The sequence below is a fragment of the Paraburkholderia polaris genome, from assembly GCF_012927345.1.
GTDB lineage: Bacteria > Pseudomonadota > Gammaproteobacteria > Burkholderiales > Burkholderiaceae > Paraburkholderia > Paraburkholderia polaris.
Genome location: NZ_JABBGJ010000042.1, coordinates 60,782 through 79,497, shown reverse-complemented (window position 1 = coordinate 79,497; position 18,716 = coordinate 60,782). Strand labels below are relative to the sequence as shown.

The 18,716-nt window shown below is 66.4% G+C and carries 14 protein-coding genes; 9 read left to right on the top strand and 5 right to left on the bottom strand.

What is annotated here, in order from left to right; genetic code table 11:
- Position 1: 1 nt before the first annotated feature.
- The 8 genes from bcsZ to HHL24_RS45155 are packed head-to-tail and all read left to right on the top strand — an operon-like array spanning position 2 to position 12,838.
- Positions 2-1,498 carry a cellulose synthase complex periplasmic endoglucanase BcsZ gene (bcsZ, locus tag HHL24_RS32680; RefSeq protein ID WP_206003117.1) on the top strand — a complete coding sequence of 499 codons (1,497 nt, stop codon included), beginning with the start codon at positions 2-4 and terminating at the stop codon, positions 1,496-1,498.
- Positions 1,477-5,442 carry a cellulose synthase subunit BcsC-related outer membrane protein gene (locus HHL24_RS32675; RefSeq protein WP_407947537.1) on the top strand — a complete coding sequence of 1,322 codons (3,966 nt, stop codon included), beginning with the start codon at positions 1,477-1,479 and terminating at the stop codon, positions 5,440-5,442. Before bcsZ ends, HHL24_RS32675 begins: the two co-directional genes overlap by 22 nt.
- Positions 5,443-5,474: 32 nt before the next feature.
- Positions 5,475-7,403 (top strand): cellulose biosynthesis protein BcsE, encoded by a 1,929-nt coding sequence (gene bcsE / locus HHL24_RS32670; RefSeq protein ID WP_169489433.1) that lies wholly within the window; start codon positions 5,475-5,477, stop codon positions 7,401-7,403.
- A complete protein-coding gene (locus HHL24_RS32665; RefSeq protein WP_169489432.1) occupies positions 7,403-7,609 on the top strand; it encodes a hypothetical protein in 207 nt (68 codons plus the stop codon). Before bcsE ends, HHL24_RS32665 begins: the two co-directional genes overlap by 1 nt.
- Positions 7,606-8,406 carry a cellulose biosynthesis protein BcsQ gene (bcsQ, locus tag HHL24_RS32660; protein ID WP_169489431.1) on the top strand — a complete coding sequence of 267 codons (801 nt, stop codon included), beginning with the start codon at positions 7,606-7,608 and terminating at the stop codon, positions 8,404-8,406. The genes HHL24_RS32665 and bcsQ overlap by 4 nt, the downstream gene beginning before the upstream one ends.
- Complete coding sequence (bcsA, locus tag HHL24_RS32655; protein WP_169489430.1) at positions 8,403-10,949, top strand: UDP-forming cellulose synthase catalytic subunit; 2,547 nt, start codon at positions 8,403-8,405, stop codon at positions 10,947-10,949. The genes bcsQ and bcsA overlap by 4 nt, the downstream gene beginning before the upstream one ends.
- Positions 10,950-10,991: 42 nt before the next feature.
- Complete coding sequence (gene bcsG, locus HHL24_RS32650; RefSeq protein WP_169489429.1) at positions 10,992-12,542, top strand: cellulose biosynthesis protein BcsG; 1,551 nt, start codon at positions 10,992-10,994, stop codon at positions 12,540-12,542.
- Positions 12,539-12,838, top strand: a complete 300-nt coding sequence (locus HHL24_RS45155) for a hypothetical protein (protein WP_230417651.1) — start codon at positions 12,539-12,541, stop codon at positions 12,836-12,838. The genes bcsG and HHL24_RS45155 overlap by 4 nt, the downstream gene beginning before the upstream one ends.
- A gap of 49 nt (positions 12,839-12,887) precedes the next feature.
- Here HHL24_RS45155 and HHL24_RS32640 read toward each other — a convergent pair whose 3' ends face one another.
- Positions 12,888-13,523, bottom strand: a complete 636-nt coding sequence (locus HHL24_RS32640) for a LysE/ArgO family amino acid transporter (protein ID WP_169489428.1) — start codon at positions 13,521-13,523, stop codon at positions 12,888-12,890.
- A gap of 97 nt (positions 13,524-13,620) precedes the next feature.
- Here HHL24_RS32640 and HHL24_RS32635 point away from each other — a divergent pair, with 97 nt between their 5' ends.
- A complete protein-coding gene (locus tag HHL24_RS32635; RefSeq protein WP_169489427.1) occupies positions 13,621-14,514 on the top strand; it encodes a LysR family transcriptional regulator ArgP in 894 nt (297 codons plus the stop codon).
- A gap of 22 nt (positions 14,515-14,536) precedes the next feature.
- On the opposite strand, the gene HHL24_RS32630 is transcribed toward HHL24_RS32635, so the two are convergent.
- From HHL24_RS32630 to HHL24_RS32615, 4 genes are all read right to left on the bottom strand, one after another.
- A complete protein-coding gene (locus HHL24_RS32630; protein ID WP_169489426.1) occupies positions 14,537-16,033 on the bottom strand; it encodes a SulP family inorganic anion transporter in 1,497 nt (498 codons plus the stop codon).
- A gap of 151 nt (positions 16,034-16,184) precedes the next feature.
- Positions 16,185-16,811, bottom strand: coding sequence for a carbonic anhydrase (locus HHL24_RS32625; RefSeq protein ID WP_169489425.1), 627 nt, complete (start codon positions 16,809-16,811; stop codon positions 16,185-16,187).
- A gap of 29 nt (positions 16,812-16,840) precedes the next feature.
- Positions 16,841-17,158, bottom strand: a complete 318-nt coding sequence (locus tag HHL24_RS32620; RefSeq protein ID WP_169489424.1) for a DUF4148 domain-containing protein — start codon at positions 17,156-17,158, stop codon at positions 16,841-16,843.
- Positions 17,159-17,254: 96 nt separating this feature from the next.
- Positions 17,255-18,703 carry a heavy metal sensor histidine kinase gene (locus tag HHL24_RS32615; protein ID WP_230417655.1) on the bottom strand — a complete coding sequence of 483 codons (1,449 nt, stop codon included), beginning with the start codon at positions 18,701-18,703 and terminating at the stop codon, positions 17,255-17,257.
- Positions 18,704-18,716: the final 13 nt, after the last annotated feature.

Genomic DNA, 18,716 nt, shown 5'->3' with positions numbered 1-18,716 from the left:
GATGCTGCCGGTGAAGTGGAAAGCGTCGCTGCGGCGGGCGTCGGGCGCGGTACTGACGGGTGCGCGCACGCGCCTGGCGTCGGTGGCTGGCGCGACGGGTGTCACCCGCTTGTGTCGCCGCTTGTCTACCCGCGTGGTGACTCGCGCGTTGACCAGTGTGGCGGCCACGCTCGCGAGCGGCGCGTTCGCCGCGAGCCTGCCGCTGCCCGTCACCGCGACAGTCGCCGCGACAGCGACAGCGACCGCGACGGCCACGGCCACGGCCACGGCCACGGCCACGGCCACGGCCACGGCCGCCGCCACCGTAGCCACCGTAGCCACCGTAGCCACCGTACCCACCGTACCCACCGTAGCCACCGTACCCACCGCAGCCACCACTGCCTCCGCCACCGTTCTCGCCAGTCCTGCACCAAGCAGTTGCGCAGCGCCCGCATGGCCGCGCTGGCAGCAGTTCAAGCGCGATTTCATCTCGCCCGAAGGGCGCGTGATCGACGTCGGCTCGACCGATTCGCGCACGGTATCCGAAGGACAGTCGTACGGACTGTTCTTCGCTCTCGTCGCCGATGACCGCACGGCTTTCGATTCGATCCTCAACTGGACCGAGGCGCATCTCGCGCAAGGCGACCTGACCGCGCATCTGCCGGCCTGGTTGTGGGGTCGCTCGGACAGCGGGCAATGGGGCGTGCTGGATGCAAATGCTTCGTCCGATGCCGATCTGTGGATCGCCTATGCGCTGCTCGAAGCCGGCCGCGTGTGGCAGGAACGCAGCTATACAGCGCGTGGCGCGGTACTCGCGAAGCGTGTGCTCGACGAGGAAACAGCCAACGTTCCCGGTCTCGGGTTGACGCTGTTGCCAGGACCGGTAGGCTTTCATCCCGCGCCGGACGTGTGGCGCGTCAATCCGAGTTATTCGCCGCCGCAGGTGGTCCGCGGCATCGGCACGCGGCTGCCGGACGACGCCCGCTGGACCCGCCTTCTCGACAGCACCGGCCGGGTTCTGCTCGACACCGCACCGCACGGCTTTTCACCTGACTGGGCGTTGTACCTCGCCAGGCATGGTTTCGCGCCGGATGCGCAAACCCAGGCCGAAAGCGCCTACAACGCGATTCGCGTCTATCTGTGGGCCGGCATGCTCGATCCGCGCGATCCGCTCGCGCAACCGCTGCTCGCGCGCCTTGCACCGTTCGCCGGCTTTATCGTCGCGCACGGTGCGCCGCCGGAAAAGGTCGACACGACGAACGGCAGCGTCGGCGCGAACATGGGTAACGCCGGCTTCTCGGCGGCGGCCGTGCCGTTTCTCGACGCGCGCGGCCAGCGCGCGCTCGGCGATGCACAGATCGCGCGCATGGAACAACTCGGTCGCGATACGCCGGCCGGCTATTACACCAGCGTGCTGAGTCTGTTTGGGCTGGGCTGGCGCGATGGCCGCTATCGCTTTGCCGCCGACGGCACCCTCAACCTGCGCTGGAGTTCGCCGTGTCGCGTCGCTTCCCGGTAACGTGCGCGGCGCTGTTGCTCGGCCTCGCGGCGCAGGTGGCGCCGGTAGCCGCATGGGCAGGCGCGCAAGCAAGCACGCAGGCAAGCGCACAGACAAGCACACAGCCAAGCACGCAGCCAAGCACGACCGTGCCGTCGCAAAACGCCGCAGCGCAACGCCTGTTCGCGACGGCCCGCATGTGGTCGACCAAGCATCGCGACGATCTCGCGTTGCAGTCGATCCAGAAGGCGTTGCTGATCGCGCCGGACGATCCCGCGTTGCTGGCCCAGCAGGTGCGCATCCAGTTGCGTCTCGGCCAGGCACAGGCCGCGCAGACGACGCTGGCGCGGCTGCGGACCAAGGCCCCTGGAACGCCGGCCACGCAGCAGATCGAAGACGAGTTCCGCGTCGCCACCAATGGCCGCGAGGAACTGGCGACGATCCGGCTGATGGCGCGCAGCGGCCAGTCCGCCGAGGCGACGCGGCGGCTGGTCGTGCTGTTTCCGCACGGCGCGCCGTCGGGGTCGCTCGGCGCCGAGTACTACCAGATCATCGCGGGCACGCCTGAGGGCCGCGTGCAGGCGGTCGGCGCATTGCGTCAGCGGATCGCCGCCGATCCGTCGGATGTCGATTCGGCGCTGGTGCTCGCCAATCTGTTGAATGCACGCGGCGAGACGCGTGCCGAGGCCAACCGCATCGCGTGGAATCTCGCCACGCGGCCGGATTCGGATCGCTCGGCATCGCTGGACGCGTGGCGTCACGTGCTGCAATCCGCCGGCGCGGACCCGGCGTATCTGGCCGCGCTGCGCGCCTATCTGCAACTCGTGCCGGACGATACCGAATTCAAGGATCGGGTCGGCGTGATCGAGGCGCAGCTGGAGGCGCAGCGGCAACTCGAACGCAATCCCGACTACATCGCGCAGCAACGCGGCCTGCAGGCACTCGCGCGCAACGATCTGACGACAGCCGAACCGCTGCTCGCGCGGGCCGCACAAGCCCGGGCCAACGACGCCGAGGCTGTCGGCGGCCTCGGTCTGATCCGCATGCGCGAAGGGCGGCGTGACGAAGCCCGCACATTGTTTCTGCGTGCGGCTGCGCTCGCGCCGGACAATCGCGGGAAATGGGAAAGCCTCGCGCGTTCCGCGCAGTTCTGGGGCACGCTGGCGCAGGGCCGCGAGGCCGCCGCAGCCGGACGGCCGCAAGACGCCGAGCGGGCCGCACGCGCCGCGCTCGCGATCGAGCCGGCCAACGCCGACGCCAAACTGATGCTCGCCGACGCGCTGCTCGCGCAGCACAACTGGAGCGCCGCGGAACCGTTGCTGCGTGACCTGCTGGCGGCGCGCGAACCGAATCTGTCGGCGGTGCGCAGCACTCAAACGCTGTTCGAGAACACCGGCCGCGCGGCTCAGGTCGCGCCTCTGCTCGACGCATTGCAAAGCCGTTTCACTGCCGCAGACGATCGCCAGGGTCTCGCGCAATTGCGCGCCGACATCCTGGGCGGACAGGCGGAAAAATTGCTGGCGGCGGGTCAGCGCGGCCCGGCCGCGCAGCGCTACGAAGCGGCGTTGCGGCTCGCGCCCGATGCCCCGTGGACGCGCTTTGCGCTCGCGCGCCTGTATCGTGATCTGGGCCTGCCGCAACTTGGGCGGGTAGTGATGGACGACGGCCTCGCCGTGTCGGCGTCGCCCGAAATGCGTTATGCGAGCGCGCTCTATCGCAACTCGCTCGACGACCTCGACGGTGCGCAAGCCGTGCTCGCGCCGATCGCCGACAAGGACCGCACGGACGGCATGCGTGCGCTCGAGCGCAACCTGCAAGCACAGCAGTGGCTCGCGAAGGCACGCGCCGCATTCGCGCAGGACGACCGTGCGGGCGCGGCACACGCCCTCGACCAGGCATGCTCGCTGGCCGGCGACGATCCGAACCTGCTGGCCGCGGTCGGCTCGATGTGGATCGATCAGGGCGAAGCCGAGCGCGGTCTCGCGTTGCTGCAGAACTGGATCGACACGCATCCGCAGCAGACCGACGCCGACGTGCGTCTGCGTTACGGCGATCTGCTCGGCAGCGCGAAACGCAATGACGAACTGGACGCGTGGCTGACGACGCTGCGCAGCGATGCACAGCTGAGTCCCGCGCAAAGCGCGCGTCTCGAAGACCAGGCGCTGCGCTCGATCCTGCGGCAGACCGACGAAGCGCTCGATCGCCAGGACTATGTCGCGGCGCGGCAGTTGCTCGCCCGCGTCAGCCCGGCCGGCCGCAGCGACAAACGGTATGCGTTCGAAGTCGCCGATCTCGAGCGGTTGCAGGGGCACTATGCGGCCGCGCGCGCCGCGCTGGCCCCGGTGCTGGCCGCGACGCCGAACGATCCGGAGGCCCAATTGGCGCTCGCCCGTGTGCTGGAGCAAAGCGGCGAACGCCGCTCGGCGCTCGATCTCGTGCGCACGGTGATCGACGGCGCGGCACCCGACGACGTCGATACACGGCTGTCCGCGGCTCGCCGTCTGGCGGCATTGCGCCGCCCGCAAGAGGCGGCGCAGATCACCTCGGCCTTGCGGGTCGCGTATCCGGCGCGGTCGGACGTGACGGTGCAAAGCGGACGCATCGCCCAGGATCTGGGACAGTATGAGGACGCTGAAGCGCTGTACCGTCTGTCGCTTACCCAGGAACGCGCGATGGGTGTGACGGCCGGCCCCGACGGCACGCCCGCGCAAGCCGCGCTGGCCGATCTGCAGCAACGCCGCAATCCGGAGATCGAGACAGCGTGGATCCCCGCCTATAAATCGGGCGACGCCGGTATTTCGCAGTTCCGTGCGTGGCAAGCGCCCGTGTACCTGCAGATTCCGTATCGCTACGACGGCCACTTTTTCCTCCACGCCGACACGGTTCATATCGATGCCGGCACGCTCGACGTTAGCGACGCGAATTCGTTTACACGCGACACGTTCGGCACGCTCGGCGCCGCCGATAAGCTCGCACAGTCGCAAAACGTGTCGGCACAGACCGTGGCCGACTACGCCGCGACGTTGCCGTACCTGCATCAGTCGGCCACCGGCGTCGCGCTCGGCGCGGGCTATACGTCCGATGCATGGCGCTTCGACTTGGGCACCACACCGCTCGGCTTTCCCGTGCATTACATGGTCGGCGGCGTGCGCTATCAGTTCGATGCGGGACCGGCGAGCTTTTCGGTCAGCGGCTCGCGCCGTCCGGAGACGAGCAGCCTGCTGTCGTACGCGGGCATGCACGATCCGCTGACCGGCGCCGTGTGGGGCGGGGTGCGCCGCGACGGCATCGACTTCCACTCGGCAGTCGATATCGGCACGACCAGCGTGTTCACCGATGTCGGCGCGGGGATGCTGACCGGCCGCAATGTGGCGAGCAACCAGGAAGTCACCCTGCGCACCGGCTTCACGCTGCCGCTCTACCAGCGCCTCAACACGCTGGTGAGCACGGGTCTGGTCGGCAACGTCTGGCACTACACCAATAATCAGCGTTTCTATTCGTTCGGACAGGGCGGCTATTACAGCCCGCAACGCTATCTGTCGCTCGGCGTGCCGATCGAATGGGCGGGCCGGCGCGATGCGCTGAACTGGGACCTGACGGCCACCGTCGGCGTGTCGAATTCGTATGAGAAGGACTCACCGTATTACCCGAATGGTTTGCCCCCCCTGAACAGTGCATCGGCCGCGATCAACAGCCTGTGGAAGACCGCCAGTTCGGCACCGGGCTTCAGCAACCTGGTCAACACGGCCAGCTCGACGCGCGGCGTCGCGTTCTCGTATGGCTTGAGCGGCATCGTGCAGTACCGTTTCAACCGTTATCTGGTGGCGGGCGCGCAACTGAGCATCGACCGTTCGCATGACTACGCACCGAGTTCCGCGCTGCTGTACATGCGCTACACCTTCGACGGACGCAAGCAGGACAACAGTCTGTCGCCGAGACCCGTGCGCCTTTACTCCAGCTTTTGAACGGCGCTACAACGAGATCAGGGAAGCCACGCGTGAGCATCGTTTCGAATTCACTCAAGCCGACGCCGGCTCGCGCCTTGGTGCGACGCCTGCTGCAGGCTGTCCGCCGGGCGGGATCGGATCGCGGCGCGCGGCCGCTCGGCCAGTTGGCGATCGATGCGCTTCCCGACGAATGGGCCGCGCTCGAAGCCGGCAAGCTCTACGCGGTCTACGCGGCGGCACGCACGCCGGGTGCCGACGCGTTGTTGTGGGAAAGTGCGCGTCAGGCGCAGGCGCGCGACGTCACGGTGGTGCTGGCGCGCGCTCGTGCACAGGTCGCCACGCGCCTGCGCGAACTCGGTTTCAGCGCCAACGCGCCGGCCTCCGGCTGGCCGCGCAACCTGAGCGTCCTCGCGATGCCGCCGGCCGGTCCCGCCGACGCAGGCGCCCACAGTGTCCCGCCGGTCGCGCTTGCCAAGGTGTTTGGCGGCCTGCGCGCGCTCAAGCGCTTTGGCTTCCGTTCGCGCTCGCTGTACTTCGTCGAGGGCGCCGAGCGCTGGTTCAACTGGGCCGATCCGGCAGCACTCGCGCGGGAAGGCCGAATGCTCGCGAACTGGTGCGCGGTGCGCAACATCACGCTGGTGCTGCTGCTAGGTTCGCAAGCGGACGCCGATGCCGATGCCGACGCCGACGCCGGTTCGCTGTTCCTCGAGCCCGCGCTCGACGACGCAGCGGCGCAGCATGGCCGCAACGAATTTCACGCGGCCTGCGCGGGCGTCGCGCGGATGGAGCGCACTCACGGGGAGTTGTTGTGGCACGTGGATTTCTGGCGCTCGGACCGCACGCTGGTTACCGGCGAAGTCGGCTCGCTGCGCTTCACCGACAGCGGCCGGCTGAGCGTCGCGCCTGATGCACTCGGCAATGGCGCCGCGCGAGGCGATGGACTGCTGGCGCGCGACGAACAGCGGGTGGTGGTCAGCCGCGCGGTGGTGCGCGGACACGAGGAGTGGGTGCCGTCGAACTGGGAGGTGCTGGCCGATCAGAAGGCCGTGCTCGCGGCGTGCGTTGACGCGCAGGCGGCGACCGTGGTGCTCGATTACGCCGGCGGCGCGCAGCTCGATGCGCTGTGCGGGGCGATTCATGCGTTGCGCCGCCAGGCCGGACGCGCGTTGAAGATCGTCGTCGCCGAACGGGGTGAAGTGCTGCGCCATCAATACGAACTGCTGGTGCTGACGCTCGGCGCCAACCTGGTTCTGGGCCGCGATCTGCCGTTTTCGCGGATGCAGTCGCTGCTGCAATCGTTGCAGGGACAACTGCACACGCGGCCGATCGCCACCGACTATCGAACCGCGCTCAGCGCCGCGCTGAGCGAAGACGTACTTGGCTATCTGCCGGCCGGCACGTTCTGCGAGCGGGTGCGCGCGGTGCTCGAACGCAGTGCCGTGCTGCAACTGCCGCATGTGCTCGTCAAGCTGACGCTGTTGCCGCAATGCGCGCACATCGAAGCGCTGAAAAGCTGCGTGCCGCGCCGTGCGGGGGACGTCTTCACGGCCGATGCCTCGCACCTGTACGTGTTTCTGTTCGCGTGCCGGCTGGCCGACGCGGACGCCGCGCTGGCCCGCATCTTCAACGTGCCGGTCGAGCGGATCGCGGGTGACATCGTGCATCTGGCGGAGCAGAGCATAGGCGATGAATTGAATGCGCTCGCCACGGCGAGCCGGCGCACGCCGATCGCCGACTACAGCGATCTGTTCGCCATGCCGTTGCGTAATCAAACCGCTGCGCCGGCCACAGTCGCGCATGCCGGCACGGTCTTGCCGGCCGCAGAGGGGATGTCCACGGTCGAACAGATCGCCGCGGTGGAGCAGGCGCTCGGAGCCGCGCGCGCGGAAGCGACGCAGCGGCCCGCGCCCCTCGCGGCTCCGCCACAGCGCCGTGCCGAGCCGTATGCGATGCCGCTACGCAAGAACGGGAGCGAGTAATGGGATTTCTGTTGATCTGTTTTGTCGCGGGTCTGATTCTCGCGATCCCGGTGTGGATCGTGTGGCAGCGCGCCAGCTCGCGTCGCGGTCTCGCGGCGATGCGCCATTTCGATCCGCGCGACGCGGTGCCCTGCGAAATTGAGCCAGTCGCATTACGTGCGCGCCTGTTGCCTGACGCCGAGCGCGCCGCTGAGGTCACGTCATGAAGACGATTGCTGTCGTCTCCACCGCCGGCGGCACAGGCCGCACGACTTTGAGCGCTGCGCTCGCCGTGCTGCTCGCGCGCCGCGGACGCCCGGTGGTCGCGCTCGATTTCGATCCGCAGAATATGCTCGGCGCGCACCTCGGCCTCGATTGCCTCGCACCGGCCGGCCTCGCGCAAGCCATGCTCGACGAAAGCGCAGCATGGCACGCGCACACGTGGCGCAATAGCGAGGGCGTGTTGTTCGTTCCGTACGGCGCGGTGTCGCTCGAACAAAGTGCGCGCTGCGATGCGCGCCTGGCCGCCGAACCGCAGTGGCTCGCGAACGCGCTCGCGCAACTCGATTTGCCGCGCGATGGCGTCGTGCTGATTGACACCGCCCGCTATCCGTCGCAGCAAGGTGAGCAGGCCGTGCAGAGTGCCGATCTCGTGCTGTGCGTGACGCCGCCCGAACCGGCCGCCTGCACGAGCCTGGTCGCGCGGCTCGACGCGTTGCGGCGCGGCTGCGCGAACCTGCGGATCATCGTCAATCGGCTGAATCCGGCGCGCGACATGCAACGCGACGCGCTGGCGATGCTGGGCACCGCGCTCGGCGACGGGCTGCCGCTTGCGCAGCGCGTGCATCTGGATGCGGCCTTGCCCGAATCGTTCGCACGCGGCACGTGGCTGTTCGACGACGCACCGCATTCGCAGGCGTCGCACGATCTGCAGGGCCTCGCGAACTGGCTGCATGCGTGGCTCGCCACGGCGCTTCCTGACGGGTCGGCGGCAAACACGCGCCGGGCGGGTGGGTGGCCATGAACGGACCCGCATCCGCCGGTCGCAGCGAGCGCACGCTACGCCAGCGCGCGCTGGACTGGCTCGCGCGCGGCCTCGGACTGCCCGCCGAGCGCACGGCGCTCGACTGGTTCGTGCGCGTGTTCTTCCAGCCGCCGGCAGCCGGCAAGGCGGATGTCGCGCGCCTGTGGATTCGTGCCGCCGTGCTGCATCAGGCCGCGCAGTGGGGCGTGCTCGAACCGCATCGCCTGCGTGCTTGGTTGTGGCGCGCGTTCATCCGGGCGCCGAAGCCGCACGCCCAGACGGGCGCGGTCAAAGTGCGCGCGGTGCTCGCGTGGATCGACCGCTGGCTGGTGCCGGTGCTGCTGCGCTGGCGGCGCGTGCGCCGGCGCATCGAAGCGATGCTGCCGAGTCTGCCGTGGCAACGCTGGGGCATGCGGCTCGAAGCCGGCACCCAGCGCATTGGCCACATTCGCTGGCTCCTGCCGCTCATCGTGGTGGCGGGCGCTGCGTTGTGGACCATGATCGGCACCTCGCCGCTGGCGACGGAAGGCCAGTTCGAATTCTTCGCGGTGCTGGTAGTCGCGGCGTTGGTGGTGCGCCGTTTCCCCGGCCGCATGCCCGTGCTGATCCTGACGACCCTGGCCTTGCTCGCGATGGTGCGCTACGTCTGGTGGCGCGTCACCCAGACACTGTCGTTCCAGACGCCGGGCGAGGCGATTCTCGGCTATCTGCTGTTCGGCGCCGAAGCGTACACCTGGATCATTCTGCTGCTCGGTTTCGTGCAGACCGCATGGCCGCTCAACCGTACGGTTGCCGAGCTGCCCGCCGATACCTCGAGCTGGCCGAGCGTCGACATCTATATCCCGACCTACAACGAACCGTTGACGGTGGTGCGGCCGACCGTGTTCGCCGCTCAGGGCATCGACTGGCCCGCGGACAAGCTGCGGGTCTATCTGCTCGACGACGGTCATCGCGAGGAATTCAGGAATTTTGCGCGCGATGCCGGCATCGGCTACATCACGCGCGACGACAACCAGCATGCGAAAGCGGGCAACATTAACCGCGCGCTCGAAAAAACGAACGCCGAGTACATTGTGATCTTCGATTGCGATCACGTGCCGACCCGCTCGTTTCTGCAAACCACGATGGGCACATTCCTGCGCGACGCCCGCTGCGCGATGGTGCAGACGCCACATCATTTCTTCTCGCCCGATCCGTTCGAGCGCAATCTTGGCACCTTCCGCCGCGTGCCTAACGAAGGCAATCTGTTCTACGGGCTCGTGCAGTCCGGCAACGACCTGTGGAACGCGTCGTTCTTCTGTGGCTCGTGCGCGGTCATCAAGCGCACTGCGCTCGTCGAAGTCGGCGGCGTGGCGGTCGAAACGGTCACGGAAGACGCGCACACCGCACTCAAACTGCACCGGCGCGGCTATACGACCGCGTATCTGCCGACCGTGCAGGCAGCCGGTCTCGCCACCGAAAGTCTCGCCAGCCACATCAAGCAACGCACCCGGTGGGCGCGCGGCATGGCGCAGATTTTCCGCATCGACAATCCGTTTTTCGGCCGCGGTCTGGGTTTCTTCCAGCGCCTGTGCTACGGCAACGCGATGCTGCATTTCTTCTACGGCGTGCCGCGGCTCATCTTCCTGACCATGCCGATGGCGTACCTGTTCTTCCAGATGTATTTCATCAACGCGTCCGCGACCACCATCGCGAGCTTCGTGCTGCCCTATATCGTGCTCGCCAACATCGCGAACTCGCGGATGCAGGGCAAATTCCGCCACTCGTTCTGGGCCGAAGTCTACGAATCGGTGCTCGCGTGGTACATCGCGCTGCCGACCACGATCGCGTTTTTTAGCCCGAAACACGGCAAGTTCAATGTGACCGACAAGGGCGGGCGCATCGACGAAGGCTACTTCGACTGGGCGGTGTCGAAACCCTATCTGGTGCTGCTGGCGCTGAACGGTTGCGCGCTGACGGCGGGCGTGGTCCGGCTGACGTTCGGGCCGGGCGGTGAAACCGCGACGATCCTGATGAACGTATTCTGGACGCTCTACAACCTCGTGATGCTCGGTGCGGCAGCGAGCGTGGCGCGCGAGGCGAAGCAGGTGCGCGTCACCCACCGTATCGCGATGCGAGCCGCGGCGACGCTGCTGCTCGTGGACGGCACGACGGTGGCGTGCACCACCAGTGACTATTCGACCGGCGGTCTCGGTCTCGAAGTCGATCCGGCGTTGAAACTTGCGCTCGGCGACAGCCTCGGCGTGTGCCTGAGCCGTGGCGACCGGCAATTCCATTTTCCGGTGCACGTGAGCCGCTTTGTGGGCTCGCACCTCGGCGTGCGCTTCGATGGCCTGACGCTCGAACAGGAGCGGCAGATGGTGCAATGTACGTTCGGCCGCGCCGACGCCTGGCTCAACTGGGACGAACAGACCATCGAGGACGCGCCGCTGCGCGGCCTGAAGGAAGTGCTGACGATGGGCATCGAAGGTTATTCGCGGCTATTGAGCGGCGCGTTGCGCGCTGTTCAGTCGCTGCTCGCGCTGGACCGTACACGCTATTAATGCCGGTGGCGCGTGCGCCCGGCCAATGAGAGAACTCCGTAAATGACGCTGTGGAACCTGTATTTCATCATCAAGCTGTACCTGTTCGCGGGCGGCCATCTACAGCCGGTGTGGATCGCCAACATCGGCTTCGCACTGGCGCTGGCGGCGAGCGCGACGCTGCGCCATCGCGGGTGGCGCGTCCTGCGCAACCTGCTCGGTCTCGCGATCGGCATCCCGCTGATGTACCACGAAGCCAATGTGCCGCCGTTCTCGCGCCTGACCGAAGAATTCGGCAACCTCACCACCTTCAGTTTTGGCTACTGGCTCGAACTCGCGCAGCGTTTCTTGCCGCCGATGCTGCTGCTCACTGCGCTCGGCGGCCTGGTTGGCTATCTGATCGTCAACCGCTGGCTGCGCGTGGCGACTTTCGTGCTGATCGCGCTGGTCGCGATCCCGCTATGGCAACAGGGCAACGCGGTGTACGCGCGGCTGCAGATCGGACCGGCTACGCCCGCATCCAGCAATGCGCTTGCCGCGCAGCCGCTCGACCATAACGCGGCGCTGTCGGCCTTCCGCACGCAGGAATCACAACGGCAAGTCACCTTCGGCCATCTCGGCGCCGATGCGAACACGCAGTTTGACGTGATCGTGCTGCATATCTGTTCGTTGTCGTGGGACGACCTCGACGCGGTGAAGGCACGCAATCACCCGATGCTGAGCCACTTCGACTATCTGTTCAGCAACTTCAGCACAGCCGCCAGCTACAGCGGCCCGGCCGCGATTCGCGTGCTGCGGGCGAGCTGCGGACAGGAAGCGCACGCGGATCTCTACAAGGATGCGCCGCAGCAATGCCACCTGCTGGCCGACCTCGCGCAGGCCGGCTACACGCCGCAGACGATGCTGAATCACGACGGCCACTTCGACAACTTCCTGGAACTGGTGCATGACAACGCCGGCGTGCCGAACGTGCCGATGATCTCGAACACGAGCGTGCCGGTCGCGATGCATGCCTTCGACGGTTCGGCCATTCGCGACGATTACGCGACGCTCGCCAACTGGTATGCGCAACGCGCAAATACGCCCGGCCCGGTGGCGCTGTACTACAACACGATCAGCCTGCACGACGGCAACCGTTTGCCGAACAGCAATCTGTCGAGTATCGACTCGTACCCGCAGCGCGTGAACAAGCTGATGAGCGACTTCGACCGCTTTGCTGATCTGATCGCGGCCTCGGGGCGGCGCGCGGTGATCGTGTTCGTGCCGGAGCATGGCGCGGCGCTGCGTGGGGATCAAAATCAGGTGGCCGGGCTGCGCGAGATTCCGACGCCGCGGGTGGTCCACGGTCCGGCCGGTGTGCGGCTGGTCGGCTTCCAGGGCAACCACGGACCGACCACGGTGATCGACAATCCGACGAGCTTTCTCGCGATCGCTCAATTGCTGTCGAATCTGGTTTCGAACAGTCCGTTCAAGCCGGGTGTGACCTTGTCGCAATACGCAGCCAACCTGCCGCAAACGCAGATGGTTGGCGAGAACGAGGGAACTGTGACGATGAAGACGGCGTCCGGCTACGTGGTCAAGACGCCGGATGGCGTATGGGTGGACGGCAAATGACAGTAGCCAATCCTGAAGTAAAGGCGCAGCCGGGCGGCTGGCCGGTGAACGATATCACCGGCCTTGGGCGCCGATTGCCCGAAGTCGATCCGGCCAGGTACTTCGACGAACAGGCGCGGGAGTCGTATCAGCGGTCGCTTGTGAAGTGGCCGGTGCTCGCCCGGCTGATGAAGCTAGTGCCGCTCGACGAGGCCGCGGCGCCTGCGGTGCCTGCGGTGTCTGCGGTGCTTATGGAGCCCACCGTGTCCACCGCGTCAGTTATGCACGAATCCGTGCAAGCTGCGGCGGCCGATTAAGCGTTTGCGCGGTAGCGCGCCGGCTGGCGCGCTTCTTCAGGTGGTCTGCTCACCGCAACTGCGTCACCGCCAGCAGCAACACCATGCTGCCGATCGCGCCATCCAGCACGCGCCATGCGGTCGCCCTGCGAAACAGCGGCGCCAACGCACGGGCGCCGTAACCCAGACCGATAAACCAGACCCCGCTCACGGCCATCGCGCCGAGCGCGAACGCCACCCGTGCGCCCTCAGGTTCGCGTGCGCCGGCCGTGCCGATCAGCAGAAAGGTGTCGAGATAAACGTGCGGATTGAGCCACGTGAAGGCCAATGTCATCAGAATGATCGGCATCGCACGTTGCACGGGGGCCGCGCTCGCGCCCGGCGCCGCGCCGCTCCCATTGGCGTCCAGCACCGCATGGCCCGGCCGCACTGCACGGCGTAGCGCGTTGACACCGAACCATGCCAGATAGGCGAGCCCGACATACAGCATCGCGTGGACGAAGACCGGAAAGCGTTCCACCAGGACGGACGCACCACCGACACCGGCGCCGATCAGGATGAAGTCCGACAGCGCGCACAGCGCGACGATTTTGCCGACGTGCGAGCGCATGATGCCCTGACGGAGCACAAAGGCGTTCTGCGCGCCGATCGTCACGATCAGCGACGCACACAGGGCGGCACCATGGGAAAAAGACAGCCAGTTCATAATCGATCCAGTAGACGGGGGAAGCGAACGAGGCTAGTCTGCGGTTTTGCCGATCATAAGAGAAGCTAATTTAATTAATGCCGATTAAGGAACGCTAATGCTCGACTATGCGTTGCTCGACGCACTGGCCGCCGTCGTGCGGCACGGTTCGTTCGACCGTGCCGCCAGCGAACTGAATGTGACACCGTCAGCTGTCTCCCAGCGGGTCAAGCTGCTGGAGGAAAGGGTGGGGAGTGTGCTCGTGAAGCGCGGCCAGCCGTGTGTCGCGACCACCTCGGGTGCGCTGCTGTGCCGCCATACCGAACGCGTGCTGTTGCTGGAAGCAGAACTTACCGGCCGGCTGCCGGCGCTGCCCGGCGCGCTGGTGGAACCATGGCCGGCGCTGCGCGTGGCCGTCAACGACGACAGCGTGGGCACCTGGTTTATCGACGCCGTGGCGCAATTCTGTGTCGAGCGGGAGATGCTGCTCGATCTGGTGATCGACGATCAGGACCACACCGCGCAGCGGATTCGTGACGGCAGCGTGCAGGGCGCGGTCACCACGCAAGCCGAGCCGGTGCAGGGCTGCCGCTCCACACGGCTCGGGCGGATGCGCTATCTGGCGGTCTGCACACCGGCGTTTCGCGCGCGTCATTTTGCTGATGGTGTCACGCGCGAGTCGCTGCGGCGGGCGCCGTGCGTCGATTTCAATCCGAAGGATCAGTTGCAGAAGCGCTTCATGCGCCGCATCACGCGGGCGGAACTGGAGCCGCCCTTGCACTGGATTCCGCACGTTGCCGGCTTTTTGCGCGCCTGCGTGACCGGCCTCGGCTGGGGCATGTGCCCGGAACGCATGATCGCGCCGCATCTGGCAAGCGGCGAGTTGGTGGACATGGCGCCGGGCAAGCATATCGACGTCGATCTCTACTGGCAGAGCTGGCGATTGTCGATCGGCTGGCTCGACGATTTCGGCGCGGTGCTGCGCAAGCGGGCGACGGAGTTTCTCGATTGAGCGTCGCCCCCGCCGGCCTCAATCAGCGGCGCGCCGGCCACTGCTTGTACTCGACGCGCACGCCGCTAGCACCCGCCCGCGCCGCGTAACTGTCGACCACCTGGTGCACGTCGTGGTCGATATGATCGGCATGCGTCGCATCGAAAATCAAGGTCGCGCCCGACGGAATCTGCGCGAGATAGTGCTTGAGTTGCGGTGTGCAGAAGAAGGTCGCGCTCTTGCGCACGGTCAGCAGATAGTGGTCGCCGTCGCGTGTAAAACTCAACACGCGGCGGATGTTGCGCTCGACCACCAGCATGACGCTCAGCGCGAAGCCGATCGCTATGCCGATCAGGAGATCAGTCGCCAGCACGCCCGCGATCGTGCCGATGAACGGCACGAACTGCGCGAACCCCGCCTTACCCATCGACACGAACAATTGCGGCTTGGCGAGTTTGTAGCCGGTATGAATCAGGATCGCCGCGAGGCTTGCGAGCGGAATCATATTGATCACGCTGGTCAACGCGAGACAGGCGATCAGCAGCATGACGCCATGAGTCACGCACGACAGGCGGCCGCGCGCGCCTGCATGCACGTTGGCGGCGCTGCGCACCACCACGGCGGTGAGCGGCAAGGCGCCGAGCAGGCCGGCGAGCAGGTTGCCGACACCTTGGGCCTTCAGTTCGCGATCAGGCGCCGCTTTTTGATGGTCCGGGTCGATCTGTTCGAGTGCTTCGAGACTCAGCAAGGTCTCCAGACTCGCGACGATGGCGATCACCACGGCCACGCGCCATACATCGCGGCTGAGCCACTGCGCGAGATCCGGGAAGGTGAATGCCTGGCGCAGCGCATCCCACGAGCCGAGTGGCGGCATCGCGACGCGCTGTGTGGACGCGAGTGCCACGTCTGGCGCGAATGTGTCGATGAGCGCGGTCGCGGCAATGCCGAAAGACACGACGGCGAGCGGCGCGGGAATCGCGCGGACGAGGGCGAAGGCGCGCAATCGGGGCGTTTCCCACGCGAGGAGAATTGCCAGCGACGCGAGCGCCAGCAACGGCATCGCGACGGAAATGCCGCCATTGGCGATACCCACTGCCAGCGGCAGCTGGTTCATGATCAGCAGAATGCCGATCGCGGCGAGCATGCCGTTGATCACGGGCGTGGGCACGTAACTCGCCAGTTTGCCGGCGCGCAGGAAACCGAACATCAATTGCAAGGCGCCCGCGAGCACCAACGCGCTCAGAAACGCCGGGAAACTGCCCAGCGTGGCAAGCGCCTGCACGACGATCACCACCAGACCGGCTGCCGGGCCGCTTACGCTCAGCCGCGAACCGCTCAGCAGTGCTACCACGAGCCCGCCGATCACGCCGGCGAGAATGCCGGCGAACGGCGCCACGCCGGAGGCGGTCGCAATGCCCAGACACAGCGGCAGCGCGATCAGGAAGACGCTGATGCCGGCCAGCAGATCGGTGCGCCAGGCCGATGCCGGGCGAGCTTGGGGGGGAGAGGCATGAGGTGGGGTGGCGTGAGCTTGCGTCATCGTGAGACTTACCTCGAAGCTGGGGACGAACTGGGGGAGGAGAGCGGCGCTCGCAGAAGAAGCGGATCGCCGACTCGGACGTGGCGGGTTACGCGGTGATCGCGTTGCCGTTTCGCATGCGCCGGTACCAGGACGCGTGCGGCTCCGGCGGTTAGCCGACCGCCTCGTGGGCGTCGGCGGCGTCGCTGAGCGCCCACTGCGGGGCGGTCAGCGCCTTCAGGCGGCCGTCGTGCATTGAAAAAATCCAGCCGTGAATCTGCACGGGACGTTGTGCGCTTTGAATCAGCGGCATCGCGTGCAGGGCCTGTACCTGCGCCAGCACGTTGAGCTCGGCGAGCCGGTCGGCGCGTGCGTCGAAATCCTCCAGCAGACGGAGTTCAGTGGTATGCAGTGCGGCCAGGCGACGAATCGGCTCGATGCGGCGATTGACGTTAGGCAGCGCGGCCGCCGGCGGGCGCAACGCCGCCTGCACACCGCCGCAGCAATGATGGCCGCATACGATGATGTGCTGCACGCGCAGCACGACGATCGCATATTCGAGTACGCTCGCGAGACTGTCGTCGTGTTCGCCGACCAGATTCGCGATATTGCGGTGAACGAAGATCTCGCCGGGCATTGCGCGGGTAATGACTTCGGATACGCGGCTGTCAGAGCAGCCGAGCCACAACACGTTGGGCCGCTGGTCGCTGGCGAGGCGCTGGAAATAGGCCGGATCGCGGGTGCTGATTTCTTCGGACCAGGCGAGGTTTTCGACCAGCATGCGTTGAGGGTAGGTCATCGGTGGTGCTCCTTGTCGTTGCGTCCGCTTCAGTCCTTGCTGCTCCAGAAATTCTCGAAAATCTGGTTGCGGGCGCGGTTCGCGTCGATGGTGCGCTGGCTTGGCGGATAGTCGGCCTCAGTGGTCGGGATGGTTCCCGCACGGCGCGCGTCGATGAGCTCCTTGCGGACCTGTGCGCGTGTTTTTCCGAGTGGGTGCGCTCGCGCGGTAGATTCGTTTTTCGACGATGGCGGTGCGATCCGGTTCGATTCGCCCTGTGCGGAGACGCTGTCGCCGTTGTTCGCCAGCGCCGATGTGGACAGCGCGCTCATGAGAATGGTGGCTAGAATAATTCGTTTCGATTTCATCTATCTTTCCATGAATGATTTGCATACCGAAGTTGTATCCGGTATGACTCATTCTGCATGGGGAGGCATGAGGCGGCGGTGATCGCGAGATGACAATTACGTCATTTCCTCTTTTTTGCCGCGCCGTCTGCGAAGACTCCCGCGCTGGACTTTTGGCGTCTGCAGAGCCGCGGGCTGTTTCGGAAAGCGCAGGCTGAATGTGGTGTGCACGTGCGGGATACTTTCGACACTGCATTCGCCGTGGTGCTCGTTCATGATCGACTTGACGATGGCAAGACCGAGGCCGGTGCCACGCGCCGAGTTGTAGCGCGCCGGGTCGACGCGATAGAAGCGGTCGAAGATTCTTTCCAGATGCGGCTCGGCGATGCCGGCGCCGATGTCGGATACGGATAGTTGGGCATAGCGGAGCCGCTCGACGCAATGCAGTTCGACCGTGCTGCCGCGCGGCGCGTGCGCCAATGCATTGGAGACCAGATTGCTTAGCGCGCGCTGCACGAGCAGCACATCGCCATCGAAACTTGCATTGCCCGTCACAACGATCTCCACGCCTGCGTCCGCAGCCATGCTTTCGTAGTAGCCCGCGACCCGTAACGCTTCGCTGCGCGCGTCCACTTGCTGCAGCGACAAGCGGCGTTGCGCGCTATCCGCGCGGGCGAGGAACAGCATGCTGTCGATCAGGCGCGACAGGCGCTGGAATTCGTCCACGCTCGACTCGATCACCGCGCGGTAATCGTCGGCGGAACGGGGTTGCGAAAGTGCGACTTGCGCTTCGGCCAGCAAGTTGGTGAGCGGCGTGCGCATGTCGTGTGCAAGATCGGATGAGAACTGCGTGAGACGCGTGAAGGATTCGTCCAGCCGCGCCAGCATCCGGTTGAAGGCGTGGCTCAATTCCTTCAGCTCGCCCGGCATGTCACGCTCGGGCAACGGCTGCGCGAGGCGGCTGCTGGATATCTGCTCGGCGCGCGCGGTCAGGCGGGCCAGCGGGCGCAGCCCGAAACGCGCGATCCACCAGGCCAACAGTGCGTTCACCAGCGTGCCGATCACGCTGACGAACAACACGTTGAGCGCGTAGGCGCTTAGCAAGGCCCCCTCGGCGCTGGCGTCGTATTGCACGACCACGCGCACGCGCGCGCCGGATTGGCCGCCGAGCGGCGCCATCGCCACTAGAAAACGCATTGGCATGCCTGCTACCTTGACCTGTACGGGCGCAAGCCCGGCGCGCACCGCGAGCGATTCAGCATTCGGCGAGTAGCCGTTGGTGCGGTTGAGCGGCGCGCCACGCGCATCGAACAGTGCGATGTCGAGATTCTGATGGCCGTGTAGATGGTCGTACCAGATTTCACGATCGGCGCGGACCGCGTCCAATCCGGGCATGGTTTGCAGGCTCAGTTGCAAGGCGGTGAGGGTTGCCGTCATCTCGCGCGCCGAGGTCGAGTCGAGGCGCGTCTTCAGACCGTGATACAGCAACACGCCGTTGAATACGAGCAAACAGGAGGTCGATACCGCGAACAGGATCGAGAGCCGTGCCCTCAAGGTGTGCGGCATGAGCGGCGCGAGT